The sequence below is a fragment of the Winogradskyella immobilis genome (assembly GCF_021887715.1).
In the GTDB taxonomy this organism is placed as follows: Bacteria; Bacteroidota; Bacteroidia; order Flavobacteriales; family Flavobacteriaceae; genus Winogradskyella; species Winogradskyella immobilis.
Window position 1 is genome coordinate 103,794 of sequence record NZ_JAIQXX010000007.1, and the last position, 22,338, is coordinate 126,131.

Annotated in this window: 19 protein-coding genes and 1 tRNA gene; 15 read left to right on the plus strand and 5 right to left on the minus strand. The window is 32.0% G+C overall.

Annotated features, from left to right (window positions below; translation table 11 throughout):
- Window positions 1-80: 80 nt before the first annotated feature.
- The gene (locus K8Z87_RS07230; RefSeq protein ID WP_227476822.1) at window positions 81-458 is read right to left on the minus strand and encodes a hypothetical protein; all 378 of its coding nucleotides are present in this window, start codon (window positions 456-458) and stop codon (window positions 81-83) included.
- A 223-nt stretch (window positions 459-681) separates the two neighbouring features.
- Here K8Z87_RS07230 and K8Z87_RS07235 point away from each other — a divergent pair, with 223 nt between their 5' ends.
- Genes K8Z87_RS07235 through K8Z87_RS07250 form a run of 4 tightly spaced genes read left to right on the plus strand, consistent with a single transcriptional unit; the run spans window position 682 to window position 5,045 of the window.
- Window positions 682-1,830 carry an alpha/beta hydrolase family protein gene (locus K8Z87_RS07235; RefSeq protein WP_227476823.1) on the plus strand — a complete coding sequence of 383 codons (1,149 nt, stop codon included), beginning with the start codon at window positions 682-684 and terminating at the stop codon, window positions 1,828-1,830.
- Window position 1,831: 1 nt separating this feature from the next.
- Complete coding sequence (locus K8Z87_RS07240; RefSeq protein ID WP_227476824.1) at window positions 1,832-3,238, plus strand: alpha/beta hydrolase; 1,407 nt, start codon at window positions 1,832-1,834, stop codon at window positions 3,236-3,238.
- A 41-nt stretch (window positions 3,239-3,279) separates the two neighbouring features.
- Window positions 3,280-4,323 carry a sensor histidine kinase gene (locus K8Z87_RS07245; RefSeq protein ID WP_227476825.1) on the plus strand — a complete coding sequence of 348 codons (1,044 nt, stop codon included), beginning with the start codon at window positions 3,280-3,282 and terminating at the stop codon, window positions 4,321-4,323.
- A complete protein-coding gene (locus K8Z87_RS07250) occupies window positions 4,320-5,045 on the plus strand; it encodes a LytR/AlgR family response regulator transcription factor (protein WP_227476826.1) in 726 nt (241 codons plus the stop codon). The genes K8Z87_RS07245 and K8Z87_RS07250 overlap by 4 nt, the downstream gene beginning before the upstream one ends.
- Window positions 5,046-5,111: 66 nt before the next feature.
- Here K8Z87_RS07250 and K8Z87_RS07255 read toward each other — a convergent pair.
- Window positions 5,112-5,193 (minus strand) — tRNA-Leu (locus tag K8Z87_RS07255).
- A gap of 133 nt (window positions 5,194-5,326) precedes the next feature.
- Between K8Z87_RS07255 and K8Z87_RS07260 the strand changes: the two genes are divergently transcribed.
- The 3 genes from K8Z87_RS07260 (at window position 5,327) to pth (ending at window position 7,751) form a co-directional block, all read left to right on the plus strand.
- On the plus strand, window positions 5,327-6,268 hold the full coding sequence (locus K8Z87_RS07260) for a ribose-phosphate pyrophosphokinase (protein WP_227476827.1): 942 nt from the start codon (window positions 5,327-5,329) through the stop codon (window positions 6,266-6,268).
- A 142-nt stretch (window positions 6,269-6,410) separates the two neighbouring features.
- Window positions 6,411-7,052, plus strand: a complete 642-nt coding sequence (locus K8Z87_RS07265) for a 50S ribosomal protein L25/general stress protein Ctc (RefSeq protein ID WP_227476828.1) — start codon at window positions 6,411-6,413, stop codon at window positions 7,050-7,052.
- 132 nt (window positions 7,053-7,184) lie between these two features.
- The gene (pth, locus tag K8Z87_RS07270; RefSeq protein ID WP_407704198.1) at window positions 7,185-7,751 is read left to right on the plus strand and encodes an aminoacyl-tRNA hydrolase; all 567 of its coding nucleotides are present in this window, start codon (window positions 7,185-7,187) and stop codon (window positions 7,749-7,751) included.
- Window positions 7,752-7,777: 26 nt separating this feature from the next.
- Here pth and K8Z87_RS07275 read toward each other — a convergent pair whose 3' ends face one another.
- Window positions 7,778-8,242 (minus strand): hypothetical protein, encoded by a 465-nt coding sequence (locus K8Z87_RS07275; RefSeq protein WP_227476830.1) that lies wholly within the window; start codon window positions 8,240-8,242, stop codon window positions 7,778-7,780.
- A gap of 321 nt (window positions 8,243-8,563) precedes the next feature.
- Between K8Z87_RS07275 and K8Z87_RS07280 the strand changes: the two genes are divergently transcribed.
- Window positions 8,564-9,190: a hypothetical protein gene (locus K8Z87_RS07280; protein WP_227476831.1), complete on the plus strand. Its 627-nt coding sequence runs from the start codon at window positions 8,564-8,566 to the stop codon at window positions 9,188-9,190.
- Between the two features lie 50 nt (window positions 9,191-9,240).
- On the plus strand, window positions 9,241-10,308 hold the full coding sequence (locus tag K8Z87_RS07285; protein WP_227476832.1) for an XRE family transcriptional regulator: 1,068 nt from the start codon (window positions 9,241-9,243) through the stop codon (window positions 10,306-10,308).
- Between the two features lie 22 nt (window positions 10,309-10,330).
- Here K8Z87_RS07285 and K8Z87_RS07290 read toward each other — a convergent pair whose 3' ends face one another.
- Together K8Z87_RS07290 and K8Z87_RS07295 are read right to left on the minus strand one after the other, a co-directional pair.
- The gene (locus K8Z87_RS07290) at window positions 10,331-11,239 is read right to left on the minus strand and encodes a PorP/SprF family type IX secretion system membrane protein (RefSeq protein ID WP_227476833.1); all 909 of its coding nucleotides are present in this window, start codon (window positions 11,237-11,239) and stop codon (window positions 10,331-10,333) included.
- A gap of 21 nt (window positions 11,240-11,260) precedes the next feature.
- Window positions 11,261-14,947, minus strand: a complete 3,687-nt coding sequence (locus K8Z87_RS07295) for a thrombospondin type 3 repeat-containing protein (protein ID WP_227476834.1) — start codon at window positions 14,945-14,947, stop codon at window positions 11,261-11,263.
- Window positions 14,948-15,088: 141 nt separating this feature from the next.
- Here K8Z87_RS07295 and K8Z87_RS07300 point away from each other — a divergent pair, with 141 nt between their 5' ends.
- From K8Z87_RS07300 to rsmA, 6 genes are all read left to right on the plus strand, one after another.
- Window positions 15,089-16,021 (plus strand): bifunctional riboflavin kinase/FAD synthetase, encoded by a 933-nt coding sequence (locus tag K8Z87_RS07300; RefSeq protein WP_227476835.1) that lies wholly within the window; start codon window positions 15,089-15,091, stop codon window positions 16,019-16,021.
- Window positions 16,018-17,343, plus strand: a complete 1,326-nt coding sequence (locus K8Z87_RS07305) for an HTTM domain-containing protein (protein ID WP_227476836.1) — start codon at window positions 16,018-16,020, stop codon at window positions 17,341-17,343. The genes K8Z87_RS07300 and K8Z87_RS07305 overlap by 4 nt, the downstream gene beginning before the upstream one ends.
- Before the next feature lie 166 nt (window positions 17,344-17,509).
- Window positions 17,510-18,781, plus strand: a complete 1,272-nt coding sequence (gene serS, locus K8Z87_RS07310) for a serine--tRNA ligase (RefSeq protein ID WP_227476837.1) — start codon at window positions 17,510-17,512, stop codon at window positions 18,779-18,781.
- A 312-nt stretch (window positions 18,782-19,093) separates the two neighbouring features.
- Window positions 19,094-20,980, plus strand: a complete 1,887-nt coding sequence (locus K8Z87_RS07315; RefSeq protein WP_227476838.1) for a tetratricopeptide repeat protein — start codon at window positions 19,094-19,096, stop codon at window positions 20,978-20,980.
- A gap of 88 nt (window positions 20,981-21,068) precedes the next feature.
- The gene (locus tag K8Z87_RS07320) at window positions 21,069-21,392 is read left to right on the plus strand and encodes a DUF4286 family protein (protein WP_227476839.1); all 324 of its coding nucleotides are present in this window, start codon (window positions 21,069-21,071) and stop codon (window positions 21,390-21,392) included.
- 60 nt (window positions 21,393-21,452) lie between these two features.
- Complete coding sequence (gene rsmA, locus K8Z87_RS07325) at window positions 21,453-22,241, plus strand: 16S rRNA (adenine(1518)-N(6)/adenine(1519)-N(6))-dimethyltransferase RsmA (RefSeq protein ID WP_227476840.1); 789 nt, start codon at window positions 21,453-21,455, stop codon at window positions 22,239-22,241.
- The last annotated feature ends 97 nt before the right edge of the window (window positions 22,242-22,338 follow it).

The following is a 22,338-nucleotide window of genomic DNA, read 5'->3' on the forward strand; positions in this document are numbered from 1 at the left end:
CTCTTTATTTAAATTAATGAAAACTATTTACTGTCCATTTCTTTTTGCTCTAGCTTCTTTCATAAGATTTTCAATAATCTCTATTTTAGTAATTTCGCCTTCATCATTAAATAGTATGCAGACTTTCGCTTACCAGCACCAACAATATTATACGCTATAGTTACTTTTCCTGGTTTACTTTTTTTAACTTCCATAGAATTTAACTGTTTCGTAAATAATTGACTTAATACATTGTCAATACGATCTGGAGTTACGTGTTCTTTTGGTAAGAAAGGTGGGAATGCAATATCAGAACTTAAATAAGGTTTTAATTTATCACCACTTCTATCTTTAAAGCATTGTTTAAACGCTTCAATTTGTTCTGTGTAATCTACTGTTTGTTTGTTTTTCTTTTGGGCATTCATTCCTAAAGCGCCTACTAAACATAATAGTAATAAGATTCGTTTTAAATTCTTCATTTGTTTAAATTTTAATTAATATTCTTTTGAATGAGAGATAAAAGTAATCGTGCATATAAAAGACTCTAAGTGTTTTATGACAAGCGGTCACTAGCTCTGATGAGCGGTCTACTTTTTGGATATATCCTTTTATAATAGTTAATAACCGTTCGTCATAATTTACTTTTCCGAAAGAACAATGCCTTCTAATTTCACGGATTAATTCAAAAAAACGAAATCGATTATGCAACGAACTCTAATACTATGTATAGCAACCGTATTTATTTTATTATGTTTCTCTTGTACAGAAACTGTTGAAGGTGATTGGACAGGAACCTTAAATGTTCAGGGCACAAAACTGCCTGTCAATTTTCATATTGTAACATCTGGAGATACGTATAAAACTACTATGGATGTTCCTTCACAAGGAGCAAAAGATATTCAAGCCACAAATACTACGTTTCAAAATAATGAATTGACTATTACTGTAAAAAATATGCAAATGCAATATAAAGGTGTTTTTGGAGGTGATGTCATTTCAGGAACGTTTACACAAAGAGGAAATAGTTTTCCTTTAGATTTTACTCGAATGACTAAAGATGTTATAAGTAAAACAAGACCTCAAGACCCTAAAGCACCTTATCCATATCTTTCCGAAGAAATAAAATTTACTAATAATAATGCCAATAACATTGAACTTGCAGGAACTTTAACCTTGCCTGAAAATGTTGAACAACCACCTGTAGTTATACTTATAAGTGGAGATGGTGGGCAAGATAGAGATGCAGCTATGTTTGGACATCGTCCATTTTTAGTATTGTCTGATTTTTTAACTAGAAATGGTATTGGTGTACTGCGAGTTGACGATAGAGGTGTTGGAGACAGTAAAGGCTCACAACGGGGTATTACTCTTAAAGAAATAGCTACAGATGTGGAAGCCGCATTTTCTTTTTTACAATCTAGAACAGACATCAACGATGAGCAAATAGGGGTATTGGGGCATAGTGATGGAGGCTATGTAGCTCAAATAGTAGCTTCAAGAAATGATAATATAGATTTCACTATTCTATTAGGTAGTCCCGGAGAACCTTTTGAAGGATCTAAAGTGCATCCTAAAGAATATTTATCAAAAATAAAATGTCCTGTATTAGCTTTAAATGGAGATAAAGATGTGATTCGAAATGCAAAAACACATTTACCTGCTATTGAAACTGTTTTGAAAGAAAGTGGCAATACAGATGTGACGGCAATGGAACTGGAAAATATCAATCACTTTTTTCAGACCACCACAGAGCGAGGCAGTATACGAGCTGTTTCTAGCATAGATGAAACCTATGCACCAAAGGTGCTCGATATTATTAAAAACTGGATTACTTCAAAAACAAAACAATAAAATGAAGCAAATAATAATCATATGCAGCATAGCATTTTTAATCGTATCGTGTTCGTCAAATGCTCAGGATATTATAGGGGATTGGACGGGAGAAGTGAGAGGCGATAACATTGCATTACCTATTAATTTTCATATTTCTAAAACAGATGGAAATTATAGTAGTACGATAGATTTTTTGAGTCAAAAAGTTATGGGTTTTAAAACATCCAGTACAACTTTTAATGACAATAGATTACTAATTACTATTGAAGGTCAAGGCATTGTATTTGATGGCAAATTAAAAGATGGTATCCTATCGGGTAGTTATACACAAAGAACAAACCGTCTATCTTTTAAACTTTCACGATTACTAATAAAAGAAACAACTAAAAAAGTACGTCCTCAAGATCCAAAAAAACCATATCCGTATTCTTCAGAAGAAGTACGTTTTACAAACTCAAAAGCAAATCATATAAAATTGGCAGGAACACTTACCTTTCCAAAAGATATTAAAAACCCACCTGTAGCGATATTAATTACGGGTACGGGTGCGCAAAATAGGGATGAAGAAATTTTTAATCATCGGCCGTTTTTAGTACTATCAGATTATCTTACCCGTAAGGGTATTGCCGTTTTGCGGTATGATGACCGCGGTGTAGGGCAAAGTGAAGGAACTTTAAAAGATACTAATTCTGAAGATTTAGCGACAGACGTTGAAGCAGCAATACGGTATCTAAAAACCAGAACGGATATAAGTCCTCAAAAGATTGGGTTAATAGGTCATAGTGAAGGTGGTTTAATAGCACCTATAGTTGCTTCTAAAGATAAGAGTATAGCGTTTATTGTTTCATTAGCGGGAACTGGAGCAGACGGATTAACACTCTTACTATCTCAAGAACGTCGTCAGGCAGAACTAAGAGGTGTTTCTACTAATGAAATCGATTTTAACGAACGTATTTTAAAACGAGCATTTACTATTGTTAAAGAAGAAAACGATTTTAGTAAAATTTCTGAATTGGTACAAAAAGATTTAGAGCTTTTTCGAAAAGAAAATGCAAATAATCCCTACATTAACTTGTTAACAGATAATGAAATTACTGGTCATACAAAAGCAGCTAGCAATCCTAAGAACATCTATTTTTTTAAAACCGACCCTAAACAGTTTTGGGAAAAAGTACAATGCCCTATACTTGCAATTAATGGTGATAAAGATTCGCAGGTGAGTTCTAAAATTCATTTAGCTGCTATAAAAGAAGCTATAGAAGAAGGAGGCAATTCAGAAACAACTATTAAAGAATTAAAAGGATTAAATCATTTGTTCCAAACTGCCAAAACAGGAAGTGTAGAAGAATATGAACAGATTGAAGAAACATTTTCGCCAAAAGCATTACTAATGATTAAAGATTGGGTTATTGCACATACAAAATAAATATTGCACTTTTATCATTCTTCTTATTTAAGAAACCATAGATGAAATTAACGAATACTACTTGGTTTTGGGTTTTACAGCTCTTTGGATGGGGATTATTTGTTGCTGCACAAAGACTTAACGAGCTGTTTAATATAGAATATCCTTATAAATACTCTGTAATTCTATATAGTATAACAACACTTTTCTTCGGTGTTTTATGTACTACATTATTACGATATTTTTTAAAAAATCAGTTATCTTTTGACCAGTATAAGAAAAGAGAAGTCATTCAAATAAGTATCGCTTATAGTGTTGCTTCTATACTACTCTCTGTATCTTTTTTTATTACAAATCCCATACGTAACCATTATGCAAACCATATTGAAAAGTTTGATAAAAACACTTTTTTAGAAAGTTTTTTCAGTTCATTTTTAGTTATTTTCATTTGGTTATTCTTTTATTTTTTAATTAAAAATAGCAGGCGAATTAATGAAAATAAATTAGAACGTTTACAGTTAGAAACCAACTTAAAAGAAGCGCAATTGAATACTTTAAAAGGACAGATCAACCCACATTTTATGTTTAATAGCCTTAACAATATTAAAGGGTTGATACGTGAAGATGCTGAAAAATCAAGAGAAATGATTACACGTTTGTCTGAGATGTTACGGTATTCTCTAGCTAAAAACAATATCGATACCATTGCCTTAGAAAATGAGATAAAAATGGTAGAACATTATATAGCACTCTCAAAAATTCATTTAGAAGACAGACTTACATTTGAAAAAGAAGTCCCTAAACATCTTTTAGATATAAAAGTTCCGCCTATGCTCATACAAATCCTTGTAGAAAATGCAGTAAAGCACGGAATCTCTGATTTAGAAGAAGGAGGCATTGTATCTCTAAAAGTTTTTGATACCAACAATAATTTAGAAATAAGAGTAACCAATACAGGTACCTTAAATAATGTCAAAAACACTACAAAAATAGGAGTAAGCAATATTAAAAAAAGGTTGCGTTTACTTTATGCTGAAAAAGCGAGATTTTCACTTTCTGAAAACAATAATCTAGTAACGGCTACAATTAAAATTCCAATCTTATGAAAAAAATGACCGCTGTTATCGTTGAAGATTCCCGTTTGGCTAGAAATGAGCTCAAAGAACTCATAAGCGAATATTCACAAATTGAAATCATTGGAGAAGCTGAAAATGTTAATAAGGCATATCAATTGATGACGAGTACATTTCCTCAATTATTATTTTTAGATATCAATATGCCTAGAAAAAACGGTTTTGAACTTCTAGAAATGTTAGATGAAATCCCTATCGTTATTTTTACTACTGCCTATGATGAATACGCCATAAAAAGTTTTGAGTATAATGCCTTTGACTATTTGTTAAAACCAATAGACAGTGAACGTTTTGCAAAAACCATCAAAAAATTAACGCCTATTATAGAAAGCAAAGAAAGGCTTCATAGGAGTGATTTGTTCTCTGAAAACAGTGAGATTTTTATTAAGGATGGTGAGAATTGTTGGATGATAACTATAAAAGATATCATTTTATTCGAAATTGTCGGTAACTATACACGAGTCTATTTTAACGATAAAAAGCCATTGATTTATAAGTCACTCAACCAGATAGAAAGCAAATTACCCAAAGGATTATTTTTTAGAACCAGTCGCCAACAAATCATTAATATTAAAATGATTAAAAAAGTCATTCCTTATTTTAAAGGAACGCTTAAAATAATTATGAATAATAATATAGAAATACAAACATCAAGACGACAATCTAAACTATTTAAAGAACACTTTGATTTTTGAAAGAACTAAGTTTAAAATAAAAAAACCTCAACCTATTATTAATTAAATAGTTGAGGTTTTGATCTGTACTCAAGGTGGGAATCGAACCCACACTCTCGAAAGAACCGGATTTTGAATCCGGCGCGTCTACCAATTCCGCCACTTGAGCAATTTCGGATTGCAAAAATAGAAAAAAATTATGAGTTGTTCCTATTAAAATAGTAAGGGTTATAGTTTCGGCTAGACAAATAATTTTCTAACTTTGAGGCCTATAAAAAACACATCTAACAACAACACAACTCATGCTTAACGAAACAACAGAAGCCAAAATATTTACATGTACACAGAGTAAAGATTTAGCCAACCATATAGCTGCCGCTTATGGTGTTAAACTCGGTAATGTTATTACCTCAACGTATAGCGATGGAGAATTTCAACCTTCATATGAAGAATCTATTAGAGGCACACGTATTTTTATTATTGGCTCTACAAATCCTGGTCCAGAAAATTTAATGGAAATGCTTTTAATGATCGATGCTGCTAAACGTGCTTCTGCAAGACATATCACAGCTGTATTACCTTATTTTGGCTGGGCAAGGCAAGATCGTAAAGATAAACCTAGAGTACCTATCGCTGCTAAATTAGTAGCTAAGATGTTAGAGGCTGCTGGTGCGACTCGGATTATTACTATGGATTTACATGCCGATCAAATACAAGGCTTTTTTGAAAAACCAGTAGATCATTTATTTGCTTCCACTATATTTTTACCGTATTTAAAATCGTTAAATCTAGACCATCTTACTATTGCTTCTCCAGATATGGGAGGTTCTAAACGTGCATATGCGTATTCAAAAGCGCTAGAAAGTGATGTTGTTATTTGCTATAAGCAGCGCGCTAAAGCCAATGTTATTTCTCATATGGAATTAATCGGTGATGTTACTGGTAAAAATGTCGTTTTAGTTGATGATATGGTTGATACAGCAGGCACATTGACTAAAGCTGCAGATTTAATGATGGAACGTGGTGCTCTTAGCGTAAGAGCCATTTGTACGCACCCAATATTATCTGGCAATGCGTATGAGCGTCTTGAAAACTCTAAACTCGAAGAACTTATAGTCACAGATTCTATTCCTCTTAAACAAGAGAGTAAAAAAATTAGAGTGCTTAGCTGTGCAAATCTATTTGCCGAAGTGATGCAAAATGTTCATCATAACAAATCCATCAGTTCTAAATTTGTAATGTAAATATAGTATTCTATTTCTATATAAATACATAGATCTATATGGCTATAAAAAAACTTAAACTAGTCATCGCTTTTTCATAATATATTATTACATTTGCAGCCCTCAAAATGAGGTATTTAATAATTTAAATTAAACTTTTAAAATGAAATCAATTACAATTAATGGATCTCAAAGAGAAAGCGTAGGCAAAAAGTCAACAAAAGCCTTACGTAATGCTGGTCAGGTTCCTTGCGTTATATACGGAGGAGATAAGCCATTGCATTTCTCAGCACCAGAATTGGCATTCTCTAAACTTGTATACACACCAGACGCGCATACGGTTGTGATTGCCTTAGATAACGGAACGTCTCTTAATGCAATTATGCAAGACATTCAATTTCACCCAGTAACTGATAGAATTCTACACATAGATTTCTATCAAATCTTTGATGATAAAGAAATTTCTATGAACATTCCTGTTCATATTATCGGAACATCTAAAGGTGTTTTAAACGGTGGTGTTTTAAGACGTAACCAACGTAAACTTAGAGTAAAAGCAATACCTGCTAACTTACCTGATTTTATAGAAGCAGATATTACTCCTCTTAAAATTGGCAGTAAATTATACATTACTGAACTAGCAAATGATGCTTACAAATTTTTACACCCAGATAACACGGTGGTTTGTCAAGTAAGACGATCTAGAGCTGCTATAGTTGAAGATGAGGAAGAAGAGGAAGAAGATGCTACTACTACTGAAGAAGGAGCTACAGATGCACCAGCAGCAGAAGCGACTCAAGAATAGATAATAACTATTTAGTAAATACTCAAAAGCATTCTGTTATTCAGGATGCTTTTTTATTTTTGAAGAAATTCTATATTTATGCTTAAATGGTTTTCTCAATTATTTAATTCTAAAAAAGAAAATAGCACAGACATGAAAAAATTCTTAATTGTTGGTTTGGGCAATATTGGAGAGAAGTATAATGATACCCGACATAATATTGGTTTTAAAGTGTTAGATCATTTTGCTAAGACTGAAGATTTTTCTTTTTCTACAGATAAATTAGGAGATATAGCTACTTATAAATTTAAAGGACGAACTTTTATTTTTTTGAAACCAAGCACCTATATGAATTTAAGCGGAAAAGCTATAAAATATTGGTTGACAAAAGAGAAAGTCTCACTAGAGAATTTATTAGTTATTACCGATGATTTAAATTTACCTTTTGGAAGTATTAGACTAAAAACAAAAGGAAGTGATGGCGGACATAATGGTTTAAAAGATATTCAAGATAAGTTACAAACCACAAAATATAATCGTTTTAGGTTTGGTATTAGTGATACCTTTTCTAAAGGAAGACAAATTGATTATGTGCTAGGCAAATGGTCTGACGAAGAATACTCAAAACTCAATGAACGTTTAGACACCTCTATTGCATTAATTAAATCTTTTGCTCTTTCAGGGGTTAACAATACCATGAATAGTTTTAATGGAAAGTAATGTGTTTGTGTAGATATTGTGTGTTTTTATTTCGCTTGTTTATAATTTCGTACAGTTTTAAATCCGCTATACGCCATTAACCCAACTATTAATATTTGAGCTAAATATAGAATTATTGAAACATTGTTAAACATATTGTTTGTTACATGAAGATTATGTTCAGTTGTCTCTGTTACTCCAATAAGAGAATTAATCATTGAAATCATTCCTGCTAGAATCCAAATGCTCAATAATCCGCTTATCATAAAAACCAGATTCGCAGTTAGGTTTTTAAAATTCTGCCTTAACATTCGTATTAGGTAAACAGCAAAGAAAATCAACGTTATTATCAAAAAAATTAGATGACTATTTTCAATCACAAAATATGTGTCGTGAATATTTATATCAGTAAATGCCTCAGATTTCAGTCCATCAATTCTGAAAACCCAAAGTGTTAAAATTAGAACAAAACTTGTTGTTCCGATTAACCAAAATATTTCTTTTTTTCTCAATCTTTTAATTCGGTTTTCGTTTTTTAGACATTATTCTTAACGTATTTGTGTAATATATCGTTACTGAAAAATCTCCAGGATTCTTTCCGCAGTAACCGAAAGATAGTAAATTGCAATAAATTCCGTTTAGGTATTCAGTTGCATGAATCATGCAGAGTATTCACAGTCGTTTTTCTTCGTTAATAACTTTTCACAACTTATCTGACAAAATATTACAACTATTTTTTAATTTTATATATTTGTAGTTGAAAAAAAACTCTGTTGACGCAGAGTTCTTTTTATGTTCTTTGATTTAAGGTGTCCCAAAAATCATAATTTCGTATGACAAATATAGTAACAAAAATTGATTCCACAATGCGCAGTGGAAAAAGACGGCAAGTCTCCCAGGATGAATGCTTGCTAGATTTAAAAAAGGAATTACCCAGAATTTTCAAAGCTTTTAATAGAGGTGTTAAAAAATTTAATAAGGTTTCATCTATGTTTAATCCAGAATCAAAAGTTCGTTTTGATGCTTCTGTTTTAAACACTTCAATAGTTGAGAGTTTGCAAGTTGAATTTTCTAATAATTGGAAATGGGGTAATTACAAAAGGTTTATTTTAAGGTTGAATGATTATATTTTCCTAGTAAAAAAATTGAACAACAATAATATGCCAATGAATATTAAGACAAAACATGTAAACACAATTTCTAATCAATTGAGTTTGCCAATGTTTAGTAGTGACGTCTATCAGGATGATCCAATATTATTTTTTGGATACAAAGTTGATAGAATGGGGGAAATAGTATCTCCTCAAGTAGTGTACATTGATGAAAATCAAGTTAAATGGATTGTTACTGAAAATGATGTAACAAGTACAGAAACTTTATTTAAACCTATTGCACAAAATAATACTGTAAAAGTCTCTTTAAAAGAGCAATTAGTTAGAAAAAAAGCTTCTAATGAATAATTAATAATCGACACCTTAAATTTTAGAATAATTTTTGAAATTTTAAAACTATGAAATTTAACCACTCACAATTTGTATTTGCTAGAGAATATAGAGGAATAGGTCAAACTGATTTATCAAAAAAAGTTAAAGGTTTATCTCAGTCTAACTTGTCAAAATTTGAAAAAGGATTTGATGTTTTATCTGAGAATGTTATTTATGAATTAATTAGTTTTCTTAATTTTCCTATAAAATTTTTCACTAAAACTATCAACAATCATATTGATATTGCTCATTATAGGAAAAAGTCAGGTATAACTAAAGCTGTAAAAGTACAATTAGAGTCAAATAATAAAATCATTGGTTATTTAGTAGACCAGTTAAATGATTCAGTTGATTATCCTGATTTTTCTTTAAGACCATTAGACCCTGAAGAATATACACCAGAAGAAGTAGCTAAGTTTACTAGAAAATTAATGGGTCTTGATAAGCGAGAACCTGTTATAAATATATTTAATCATCTTGAAAGTAATGGTGTCGTTGTTATAGAATTTGATGATGTAACTGACAAATTTGATGGTGTTTCATTTAAAACAGATAAAGGAAATCCAGTTATAGTTATTAATAGAAACTTTCCTAATGATAGAAAAAGATTCACTCTTGCTCATGAGTTAGGTCATATTTTAATGCATTGTGCAGGTGATTTTCCTAATCCAACACATCGTGATGAAAAACTAAAAGAGAACGAAGCCAATCGTTTCGCCTCTGAATTTTTAATGCCTGCTTTTGGTATTCAAAACTCCTTAATTGGATTGAGTTTATATGACTTAGCTCCATTAAAAAAATATTGGCATACGTCAAAACAATCTATTATAAGAAGAGCAAAAGATTTACGAAGTATTCCTGATAATAGAGCCACTTATTTTATGATTGAATTAAGTAGAATGGGTGAACGTAAAATAGAAAAAACACTTGTAGATATTGATAAGCCTGTCATATTTAGAAATGCTTATGAATTACATAAAAAAGAATTAAATTATTCTAATGAAGATTTGTCTAAGGCTTTCTATTTGCCTTATGATATTCTTAAAAAGTATTTCAATTTTTCTGATAAATCTAAGCTTAGGGTTATCGTTTAGCTTAAATGGCTGTCAACTTCTTTTAATAAGAACTAAACAATCCTTTTCCTAAATTAAAACGCACTAAAAACTCATGAGTACCACTGGTGATGTTATTAAGTTCGGTTCTTAAAGTGCCTTCATAAGCATATCCTAAATCTATCCAATCTGTTAGGTTTATCAAAAAGAAAGCTGCCCAAGCAGCATCTGTTCTATAAGTAATTCCGCCTTCGTAACGTTCTAAATATCGTACTGCAGCTGTTAAATCTGCAGAAAGCGGAGCTCCATCAACATACCTTACTAATGTTGATGGTCTTAATTCTGTACTTCTATTTATTTTAAAATTATAACCTCCAGACAAAAATGCATGCGTTTTATCTGTTCCTATAGTTACTCTTCCGTTATCGTTATCAATCCTATCGCTGAGTATTAAACTCGGTATAGAAAACGACACAAAATATTTTTCGTGCACTAAATAAGCTCCTAAACCTACATTAGGCCTAAAACCTGTATCTACATTACCAATAGCTGGATCTATAGGAAGATTTGCGTTTAACCCATCGATATCTACATTATACGTTCTTCCTCCTGCTTTTAATCCTAGATAGAGATCCAAATCTCTATTAATAGGCAAGTAATATGACACATCCAAATTAAAACTCGTTGTTTTTTCAATAAAAACTTCGTCCGTAATCACAGATACTCCCAAGCCCAATCGGTCTGCTATTGGCGTAGCAGCAAAGAAACTTTTGGTTTCTGGAGCATTGTCTATGTTTACCCATTGTGATCTTATATTCGATGTAAATGTAGTTTCTCCATCCCAAGCCGCATAAGCCGGATTAATGACATTCATGGTATATCTATAAAGCGTATAATTGGGTTGTTGCTGTCCAAACAAATTACCAACAATAAGAAATATAGCGATTTGTAATATATATGTATAGTGTTTCATTTTTCTTCCTTATGGGTTTTACTAGTAAACTAAGTATAACCAACCTGTAATAATATTAGTTCCTGCTCCTGATTCATCAATTTGATAGTAGTACGATCCACTCGGCAAAAGACTTCCACTATTACCATTAGTTCCTCCCCAATCATTATTATAATTATTTGAACTAAAAACTTCATTTCCCCATCGATTAAAGATCTTAACTGTAGTATCAGGAAAGAGGTTTATATTAATAATAGTCCATGTATCATTAACTCCATCATTATTAGGAGATACAACTTCATTAGCGGTTAATTCTGGGTCACAAACATCTCCTAATCCGTCTGCATCCACATCACTTTGATCTGGATTAAACGTTAATGGGCAATTATCCACATCATCTAAAACTCCGTCTCCATCGTCATCTAAATCACAAGGGTCACCAATACCATCGTCATCTAAATCTTCTTGGTTTATATTTGGTATTAATGGGCAATTATCATCTAAATTTAAAATACCATCTCCGTCTGAATCTTCATCACAAGGATCACCTATTCCATCTCCGTCAATATCTTCTTGATTTGCATTTGCTATTGTAGGGCAATTATCGTCTCCGTTTAATATTCCATCTCCATCAATATCGTCATCACAAACATCTCCAACACCATCATTATCCATATCGCTCTGATCTGTATTGGCAATCATAGGACAATTATCTACAGTATCTGGAATAGTGTCACCATCTGAATCTGGACTAGGTGATCCACAGATTTCAATTGCCCAGCTATTTAATTGACCAATATCTTGACTTGCATTATCAGATATTATTAAACTCCAATCTCCACTAGATACGCCTCCATAAAAATTTGACAAATCACCATCGGGGACAAATGATCCTATAAAAGGTGGTACGCCAGAAGCTATAGAAAATGTTGCTTCTTGGTCAAAGACTGTTCCATTATAATTATCACCACTACCACCATTTCTATTAGACAAAATAATACGGTCACCTGCAGGATTTTCAAGCGACAGGATTAAATCACTTACCCAAGTATGTGTAATGTTAACTGTAACATTAATATCTGTTATTATCACTCCACTATTTACAGCTATTGTAGAGCTTATTCCTGTTGCATTATTATCTGGAATATTTATAGGAGTATCACTAGCATTAAACGTTTGGCATTGAATATCAACTGTGGTAAAATTAGCTTCAGAATACGCTCCTACACCACAAATATTTACTGCTCTTACACGCCAAAAATACATAGTGTTAGAGGCAAGGTTCGTTGCAGTATAATTAGGCATACTTACCGTAGCACTTTCTACAATATTGGCGAAATTAGTATCTAAAGCAATATCTATTTCATAAGTTAATGCATTGGTATCTGCCGACCAACTAAACATGGCATTATTAGCCATAACAGTTGTATCTCCATTTGGCGGACTTATCAGATTAATCGTTCCAAAATTAGCATCAAACACATTGAATTGAACTGCAGTTTCTCTAACGATAGATCCAGACGTTCCTACAATAAAAAACGGATAGTTTCCTAATGCTAAGTTTCCTATGCCTGAAATCGTTAATGTTACATTAGTATTATCTGCAACGGCTGAAGTTTGACTAAATGTTGCCGTAACTCCAGAAGGCAATCCTGTAGTAGAAAAGAAAGTCTCTCCAGTAAATCCTAAAAATCTATTATACGTAAAATTGAAAACAGCATCGTCAGGTGTGCAAACATTTATAATATCATTATCCGCTGTTAGCGTAAATTCTGATTCTTCAATAGATATATCCGTAGTGTTAATTGAAAAGAAAATATTATTATCTCCTTCAACCATAATTCTAGCCGTAGAGACATCGGAGCCTACAGAAGGTATAGATACATTTGCAGACCCATTATTAGGAATTGAAGAGGCTAGTGTAAAAGGATAAGTAAATCCTCCATCTATAGATAATAAAATATTAACGTTTGGTGTATTTACTGATCCTCCATCAGTCCCAGCGACATCCCATGTTATCGTTTGTACAGATCCGGCATTCCAGGTTTCAGTTGTTGTTTGCGAAGTTACTATAAAAGGACCAGCATTGGCATCAACAGTAACGCGCATATCATCTACTGCAGATTGTCCGCCAGTAGGAATATTATCTCTAACTGTTAGTCTAAAATTAAGATCTCTAGAAACGGACACTAAACGTTCCCATGTATCAGAAACTCCTCCGTTAGCAATAATATGATCTAATGTTGGGATATACCTTATAGGATCGTTAGTTCCTCTTCGGCTTCTGACTACAGGTCCAGAAGCGGTAACGTCTGTAGGCACACCTGTAGGTCCTAAATCAAATTGTTCCCAAGTAAATGTATGTGATGCTGTACCATCTACATCAGTAGAAGCTCCAATAAGTTTATACGGTGTTGATGCCGGAATAGTAAAAGAATCTCCTGCCTCTGCTGTAGGAGCTGAATTCCCTGTTGCAGTTAATGTTGCACAGGTACTATTGCCTATTGTGATATTGGTAAAAATTTCTTGTAAACTAATTTGATGAAAATAGTCATCACTGTTATTCTGAACATTTTGTGGAGGGCAAATTCCAGCATAACCCATTATGGTCGTCCCACTTGCAGGTTCAAAAGCCGTTGACGGACTCATATCATTTGGCTGACAACTGCCAGTGTTTCCATTCCATGTATGGTTTGCACCAAATTGATGACCTATTTCATGAGCTGCAAAATCGACATCAAAAGTATCCCCAGCTGGGTTTGCTAATCCGGTTGTTCCTCCTCCTTTATTTGTTGTACATACCGACGCTAAAAATGCTACTCCTCCAGAACCTGTAGAAAACACATGACCAATATCGTAATTGTTAGCTCCTATAATACCATTTATGGTATTAGTACTTGTATTAATTACTGCTGAAGTATTTCCGAAAATTGAGTTCCCACTAGTAGATATCAACTGATCATTATTGGCAATTAAAGGCAATGTAATAGCTAATTCTCTCTCGTACACTCCATTAATTCTAGTTAAAGACACTACAATGGCTGCCATAGCCGAAGCAACTGTACCTCCATGAAAATTAGTATATTCAACACTTGTTCCGATTGCTATTCTATAGGTTCTAAGCATTCCGTCATCCGCATTTCTATTAAATGTTTGTAGACTAGATGTTTCATACTTAGCATCAACGACATCACATTGTAAAACATTAGAACTCGATATATCTCCTTTGTTATATACAACATAAGAGTTATTGGTTGCAAAAGGATCTATAAGTTGAGTTGAAGTGTTACTTGTTAATATCATAGCATGCAACCCTAAAGTGGTAATACTAAATCTAATGGTAGAACTCGCGTCTTTTAAACTCTGACCAACATAAGATCTCAATCCTGTATATTTCTCTTGAAGTTGTGGTTCCATCACTGAAGCTTCTATAATCTTAAAAGCTTCAAACTCTCCATTAGAATTTGGGAAATCTATAGTAACTGCATTGGCCCAACCTTGTGCACTTCGCTTAGGTACATTAGCCAATATTTGCTTTAAGCCTTCAATATCTAATCTGTAATAATTAGCCTTATCGGGTTGTGATTGTCTTGCAAGCACTGTACTTCTTGATGCTACATCTTTAGTTGTTTTTGTCCAAAATCTATTATTCTGAGCAGAACCTGTTAAAAAAGATAATAAGAGTATGGTTACTAAAACAAATTTTAGATTCGTATATGTCTTTTTCATTTCTATTAGAAACTTAAATTCTATTTTTTAATTGTCAATTTACTACTTTTTATAATAATGGTTTCAAAATTTATCATTCAAAATTAATTCTTGCTTTTACCTCAATAACTAAAACAAAATGTAATTTTGTGTTTTATTTTTATGATGTCAAAAGAAAATCAAAATTCACAATCTTCATGCCAGAATAGTGTTGTTACCATTGGCACTTTTGATGGTCTTCATATTGGACATCAAAAAATATTGAACAGAGTTTTAGACATTTCAAGAGTCAAAGATTTAAACGCAACTGTGCTAACATTATTTCCGCATCCAAGGATGGTGCTTCAAAAAGACAGCTCTATTAGGCTGTTAAATACAATTGATGAGCGTATTGCATTATTAAAACAGTTTAACATTAAGTGTGTTGTTGTTAAGACATTTACTAAAGATTTTGCTGACCTATCAGCTAGAGACTATGTAAAAAACATATTGGTAGATGAGTTAAACGTAAAACAAATTGTTATAGGTTACGATCATCATTTTGGCAAAAATAGAAGCGCAAATATTAATGATTTAAAAATGTTTGCTAACGAGTTCCATTTTGGAATTGAAGAAATTACAGCTCAAGATATTGAAGACGTTACAGTAAGTTCTACAAAAATAAGAAAAGCCCTAGATCATGGCAATGTCTCTTTAGCCAATTCATATTTAGGATACACCTACTTTTTAACGGGTACTGTTGTTAAAGGAAAACGTATAGGGCGAACTATTAAATTTCCAACAGCCAATATACATATCAAAGAAGATTATAAACTTATTCCTAAAGATGGTGTTTATGTGGTGTCTTCTATAATTGATACTATTACTGTTTATGGGATGATGAATATTGGAAACAATCCTACGGTAGATGGAAAAGCAAAATCTATTGAAGTTCACTTTTTTAATTTCAATACCGATATTTATAATAAAACTTTAAAAATTGAAATGCATACGCGTCTTAGGGATGAACGTAAATACGACTCTGTAGATCTATTACGCCAACAATTACAGCGCGATAAAGAAGCTTCTTTAAATTATATTGAAACTCTAAAATGAAAACTTTTTTATTTAAACATATAGATAATTCCTCTTTAATTGTTTTCAGAATTATTTTTGGGTTGCTATGTTTTTTAGAATCCGTTGGAGCCATTTTTACAGGTTGGATTAAACGTGTCTTTATAGATCCTGAATTTACATTTACATTTATTGGGTTTGAATGGTTACAACCGTTACCAGGAAATTGGATGTATGCTTATTATGCTATAATGGGCATATTTGGTTTTCTAATCATGATAGGTTATAAATACAGAGCTAGTGCCTTAGCATTTGCAATACTATGGTCTTGCACATATTTAATGCAAAAATCATCGTATAATAATCATTATTATCTTTTAATGGTTTTGAGTTTTATTATGGTCATTTTACCAGCACATCGCTATGCGTCGATTGATGTAAGATTAAACCCAAAATTAAAACGTATATCAATGCCTAACTGGTGCAAATGGATATTTGTAATTCAGCTTTTTATTGTCTACACCTATGCTTCAGCTGCAAAATTGTACCCAGATTGGTTAGATGCTTCTGTTGTTGGTTTATTAATGAAAGGGAAGGCAAATTATCCTATTATCGGAGGTTTGCTTCAACAGCAATATGTACATTACTTTATTGCTTATGCAGGAATTCTTTTTGATGGACTTATCATTCCATTACTACTTTGGAAAAAAACACGCAAATATGCATTTTTTGCTTCTATATTTTTTCATTTATTTAATTCCATAGTATTGCAAATTGGTATTTTTCCATACTTATCTTTAGCCTTTACCTTGTTCTTTTTTGACGCTAAAACCATTCAGAATATCTTTTTAAAAAAGAAACCTTTATATGTTGATTCTGAAATTAAAACTCCGAGATACGCCAAAATATTTCAAATTGGTTTTGTCATTTTTTTTAGTATTCAAGTCGGTTTACCACTTCGTCATTATTTTATTAAAGATAATGTGTTATGGACCGAAGAAGGACATCGTCTATCTTGGCGTATGATGCTACGTAGTAAAAGTGGATCAATCTATTTTACAATTATTGACCGTGCTACAAACAATACCATTCCTATTCGTTTAAAAGATCATTTAAGCGCAAAACAATTAAAAAATCTAGCTACAAAACCAGATATGATTTGGCAATTTTCTCAACGTCTTAAACGACAATTTGCCAAAGAAGGAAAAACAATTTCTATATATGTTAGATCCTATGTTAGTGTTAACGGAAAACGATCTCAACGGTTTATCGACCCTAAAGTAGACTTGGCTGAAATAGATTGGAATTCCTTTTCGCATAGTGAGTGGATTTTACCATCAAAACCAGAGTCTTTATCTCAGTAATTACTTAAATTTCTTTTGTAAAATCTATATTTTGTATCCTAAGAATTCGCAAAATTTAGATATACAGAAGTAGCTAGTTAGTTCGTCCATAAAATTTTTTCATTGTGGTTTTAAAAGCACACAATTAAAAATTTCATGTACTTTTGTAGCTTAAATTTTTTTACTCATGTTACAGGTTCCTTTTATAAGAGACAACAGAGATGATATTGTTAAACGTTTAACCATAAGAAACATTGATGCTGCTAAAATGATTGATGATGTTATTGTCTTTGACGAGCAACGTCGTCAATTACAAACACAATTAGACAATGAAAAAGCTGAGATGAACAATTTGTCTAAAGAAATAGGAAACTTATACAAATCTGGCGAAGCTCAAAAAGCTAATATTTTAAAAGAAAAAACGACTCAATTAAAAGATTCTATTAAAGACTTAGAGCTACAGCTTACTAATAAAGCGGATGCTTTAAATGAGTTACTATATAAAATCCCTAATGTTCCAAACCCAATTGTTCCAACAGGAAATACGGATGATGATAATGAAGAGGTGTTTAGAGAAGGAGAAATCCCTGTATTGTTTGAAGGAGCATTACCGCATTGGGAACTCGCTAAAAAATACGATATCATTGATTTTGAATTAGGTAATAAAATTACAGGCGCAGGTTTCCCTGTTTATAAAGGAAAAGGAGCACGTTTACAACGTGCTTTAATTGCCTACTTTTTAGATAAGAATACGGCAGCTGGTTATACAGAATACCAATTACCGCATTTAGTTAATGAGGCTTCTGGTTTTGGCACAGGACAATTGCCTGATAAAGAAGGACAGATGTATCATGTTACTGGAGATAACTTGTATTTAATTCCTACTGCTGAAGTTCCTGGCACCAATATTTTTAGAAATGTATTATTAAATGCATCTGATTTGCCTATTGGTATTACAGGTTATACACCATGTTTTAGACGTGAAGCAGGAAGTTATGGTGCGCATGTAAGAGGTTTAAATCGTTTGCACCAATTTGATAAAGTTGAGATTTTACGTGTAGAACATCCTTCTAAGTCTTATGAAGCCTTAGATACTATGGTCAATCATGTAAAAGGTATTATGCGAGAGTTGAACTTGCCTTATCGTATACTTCGTCTTTGTGGTGGTGATTTAGGATTTACATCTGCATTAACTTACGATTTTGAATTGTTCTCTACCGCACAAGATCGTTGGTTAGAGATTTCTTCTATTTCTAATTTTGAAACATTCCAAGCCAATCGTCTAAAATTACGTTTTAAAAATAGTGAAGGTAAAAACGAATTAGCACACACTTTAAATGGAAGTTCTTTGGCATTGCCTAGAGTTCTTGCTGGTATTCTAGAAAACTGTCAAACCGAAAAAGGCATTAAAATTCCAGAGGTTCTTATTCCTTATACAGGATTTGAATATATCAATTAAAGTTAGTTTTTTCTTTCTTAATGTCGATTAAGTGTTAAAAAATAACGTTATTCAACGATTTTTTAATATTTATTATTGTTTTTATATTGATTTTTAAGAAGTTAGCATTTCAGAATAAACTAACCTACTTATGAAAAATATAAAACGTATTGTATTACTGGTTTCATTAGTAATGATGGCTAGCAAAATTTTGTTTTAAAACAATAGTAAATAATTATAAATCCATAAAATACCTTAACACCTAGTTAAGGTATTTTTTTTATCAAAACATTCACAATATCTAAACACTTCATTTGTTATATTTACACCACTATGCAATTAAAAAAATCAATTGTTATATATATATGCCTTGTTTTTGTTGGCACATTTAGTTTTGCGCAAAACGTAAAGCCAAAAACTCAAGCTCAAATAGAGATTGAAAAAAAGGCTAAAGAGCTCCAACAACTCAGAGAATTAGAGCGCCAACAAGAAATGCAACAATTGCTAATAGCTGACGGTTATTTTAAAAAAGGGGAGTTTCAAAAAGCACTTTTATCTTATAAAAAATTATACGATAAAAAACCTTTTAGAACAGATTACATCTATAAAATGGTAAGCACTCACCAGCAACTCGAAGATTATGATGCTTCAGAAAAACTTATAGATTCTGCTTTACAAAAAAGAGCAAACCCATCACTTTTAATAGAACTTGGTTACAATTATCAACTTAAAGATAGTATAGATATTGCAAATAAATTATACCAAGAGGCTATTAATTTTATTGACGAAAGAGCTACACATATATATGCTATAGGACAAAGGTTTGAACAACATTCTTTATCAGAACAAGCCATTATGGCTTACGAAAGAGCTGCACCTTTATTGCCCGAACGTAATTTTAGTATTCAATTGGCTCGCATTTATGGAGATCAAGGTAACATAGAAAAAATGTTTTCTAACTACATTGATTATATTGCCTACAGACCAGAAAATTTAAATAATATAAAACGTTCTTTTAATGATTTTGTGTCAGAGAATAAAGACAATGAAAATAATGGTATTCTCAGAAGAACATTACTATTACGTATACAAAAACAACCAGACACTTATTGGTACGAGTTGTTGAGTTGGCTTTATGTTCAAGAAAAACAATACAGTAAATCTTTTGCCCAAGAAAAGGCTTTGTATAGAAGAAATCCTGAAAGCTTAGACCGTATTATCGACTTAGCAATAACAGCAATGAATGATGATCAAAAAGATGTTGCAACTACGATCTTTAATTACATTTTAGAAGCGTCTCAAGATACTGGCACTGTGCTTTTAGCGCACCAATATCTTCTAGAAATAGAAACAGATACTGCTTCTAAAAAAGATCTAAAAGCTATTGATAATAAATACCAAGATCTTTTTAATACTTATGGCAAGTTTGAATCTACCATATCGTTACAATTAGCTTATGGAAATTTTTTAGCCTTCTATTACGACCAACCAGAAACAGCTTCCGCATTTTTAAAGCAAACATCTCAACTAGATGTTTCTCCCTATCAAAAAGCAACCATAAAGTTGAAGCTCGCTGATATATTAGTATTACAAGAAAAATTTAATGAAGCTCTAATTTATTATTCGCAGATACATTCTAATCTTAAAAATAGTACTATAGCTCAACAAGCACGATTTAAGGTTGCGAAAACAAGTTATTATAAAGGAGATTTTGAATGGGCAGAATCACAACTTAAAATTCTAAAATCATCAACATCTCAATTAATAGCTAATGATGCTTTAGATTTAAAATTATTGATTTCAGATAACAAATACGAAGACAGTACACAAACAGCTCTGAAGTATTATGCTAAAGCCGATCTATTAGCGTTTCAGAATAAAACGGATGAAGCTATTTCTCTACTCGATAAAATTTTAACTGAACATAAAGGAGAAAGTATTACCGACCAAACCTTATACCAACAAGCTAAACTGTACGAACAACAGAGACAATACGAGAAAGCTGCTATAAACTATCAAACCATAATTAAAGATTATCGCGAAGATATTTTAATCGATGATGCTTATTATTATTTAGCAGAACTCTACAACAACTATTTGGCAAAACCTGAAGAAGCCAAACCGCTTTACGAAAAAATAATTTTTGAGTACGAAGACAGTATCTACTTTGTAGAAGCCCGAAAGAAATTTAGAATGTTACGTGGGGATGCTATTAATTAGTTACTATTAACTAATATCACTACTTAGTCTCTTGACTAAAAAAATATCTACTTTTGCGTCAAATTATAAAAAGCTAACACCCAAACTAATGATAATATATAACGTCACTTCAAATATAGAAGACAGTGCTCATGATGAGTGGTTAATTTGGATAAAAAAACATATTCCTCAAGTATTAGCTACAGGTAAATTTACAGAAGCAAAACTCACCAAAGTTTTAACGGAGGCCGATATAGAAGGACAAACATATTCCGTACAATATAGAGCGCATAGCAGAGAAGCTTTAGATGCGTATTATAAAGACGATGCAGAACGTTTACGCAACGATGGTCTTCAGCGCTTTGCGGATAAAGTATTATCGTTTAGAACAGAATTAGAAATTATTGATGAGTATTCTGTAAACTTTAATTAAGAGACTGTTTTTAGTTTTCCTACCTTAGTCTTTTAATACGTTTCATTAACTATTGTATTTGTGGCAAACCAACACCAAGTCAGAGCAAAAAAACACCTAGGTCAACATTTTTTAACGGACGAGTCTATTGCGCAAGACATTGCAAATAGTCTTTCTTTAAATGGATATAAACATGTCTTAGAAATTGGCCCAGGCATGGGAGTACTCACCAAATATTTACTTAAAAAAGACGTTACTACTCACGTTATAGAAATTGACACTGAATCGGTAGCTTATCTTAAAGCTAATTATTTAAATCTTGCTGATAGAGTTATTGAACAAGATTTTTTAAAATACAACTTAAATCATGTATTTAAAGATGAGCCTTATGCAATTATTGGTAATTTTCCATACAACATCTCTTCCCAAATTGTATTTAAAACGCTAGAATTAAGACATCAAATTCCTGAGTTTTCTGGAATGTTTCAAAAAGAAGTCGCTTTGCGCATCTGCTCTAAAGAAGGCTCTAAAGTCTATGGTATTTTATCGGTACTAACACAAGCATTTTATAATGCTGAGTATTTATTTACAGTACCACCAACCGTTTTTAATCCGCCACCAAAAGTAGATTCGGGAGTATTATTATTAACCCGAAAAGAAAACTATAGTTTACCATGTGACGAAAAATTATTTTTCAGAGTTGTAAAAACAGCATTTCAACAACGCAGAAAAACATTACGTAACAGTTTAAAAACATTTAATCTGTCGGATAATTTAAAAGCAAATACTATATTTGGGCAACGACCAGAGCAATTAAACGTTTCACAATTTATTGAACTGACGTCGTTAATTGAAAATGACACTAACTAATTAGTAGATCATTGCTAAAACGAAGGACTTAGCAATCTCATCAAATTTTGTTTTTGATGAAGTAAATTCCTTTATTAAGTTGGTAATGATAGTAGAA

What these genes read in the sequence shown, in the direction of transcription:
- K8Z87_RS07230 (WP_227476822.1), bottom strand. Translation starts at nt 458, where the DNA reads ATGAAGAATTTAAAACGAATCTTATTACTATTATGTTTAGTAGGCGCT.
- K8Z87_RS07235 (WP_227476823.1), top strand. Translation starts at nt 682, where the DNA reads ATGCAACGAACTCTAATACTATGTATAGCAACCGTATTTATTTTATTA.
- K8Z87_RS07240 (WP_227476824.1), top strand. Translation starts at nt 1,832, where the DNA reads ATGAAGCAAATAATAATCATATGCAGCATAGCATTTTTAATCGTATCG.
- K8Z87_RS07245 (WP_227476825.1), top strand. Translation starts at nt 3,280, where the DNA reads ATGAAATTAACGAATACTACTTGGTTTTGGGTTTTACAGCTCTTTGGA.
- K8Z87_RS07250 (WP_227476826.1), top strand. Translation starts at nt 4,320, where the DNA reads ATGAAAAAAATGACCGCTGTTATCGTTGAAGATTCCCGTTTGGCTAGA.
- K8Z87_RS07260 (WP_227476827.1), top strand. Translation starts at nt 5,327, where the DNA reads ATGCTTAACGAAACAACAGAAGCCAAAATATTTACATGTACACAGAGT.
- K8Z87_RS07265 (WP_227476828.1), top strand. Translation starts at nt 6,411, where the DNA reads ATGAAATCAATTACAATTAATGGATCTCAAAGAGAAAGCGTAGGCAAA.
- pth (WP_407704198.1), top strand. Translation starts at nt 7,185, where the DNA reads ATGAAAAAATTCTTAATTGTTGGTTTGGGCAATATTGGAGAGAAGTAT.
- K8Z87_RS07280 (WP_227476831.1), top strand. Translation starts at nt 8,564, where the DNA reads ATGACAAATATAGTAACAAAAATTGATTCCACAATGCGCAGTGGAAAA.
- K8Z87_RS07285 (WP_227476832.1), top strand. Translation starts at nt 9,241, where the DNA reads ATGAAATTTAACCACTCACAATTTGTATTTGCTAGAGAATATAGAGGA.
- K8Z87_RS07290 (WP_227476833.1), bottom strand. Translation starts at nt 11,239, where the DNA reads ATGAAACACTATACATATATATTACAAATCGCTATATTTCTTATTGTT.
- K8Z87_RS07295 (WP_227476834.1), bottom strand. Translation starts at nt 14,947, where the DNA reads ATGAAAAAGACATATACGAATCTAAAATTTGTTTTAGTAACCATACTC.
- K8Z87_RS07300 (WP_227476835.1), top strand. Translation starts at nt 15,089, where the DNA reads ATGATGTCAAAAGAAAATCAAAATTCACAATCTTCATGCCAGAATAGT.
- K8Z87_RS07305 (WP_227476836.1), top strand. Translation starts at nt 16,018, where the DNA reads ATGAAAACTTTTTTATTTAAACATATAGATAATTCCTCTTTAATTGTT.
- serS (WP_227476837.1), top strand. Translation starts at nt 17,510, where the DNA reads ATGTTACAGGTTCCTTTTATAAGAGACAACAGAGATGATATTGTTAAA.
- K8Z87_RS07315 (WP_227476838.1), top strand. Translation starts at nt 19,094, where the DNA reads ATGCAATTAAAAAAATCAATTGTTATATATATATGCCTTGTTTTTGTT.
- K8Z87_RS07320 (WP_227476839.1), top strand. Translation starts at nt 21,069, where the DNA reads ATGATAATATATAACGTCACTTCAAATATAGAAGACAGTGCTCATGAT.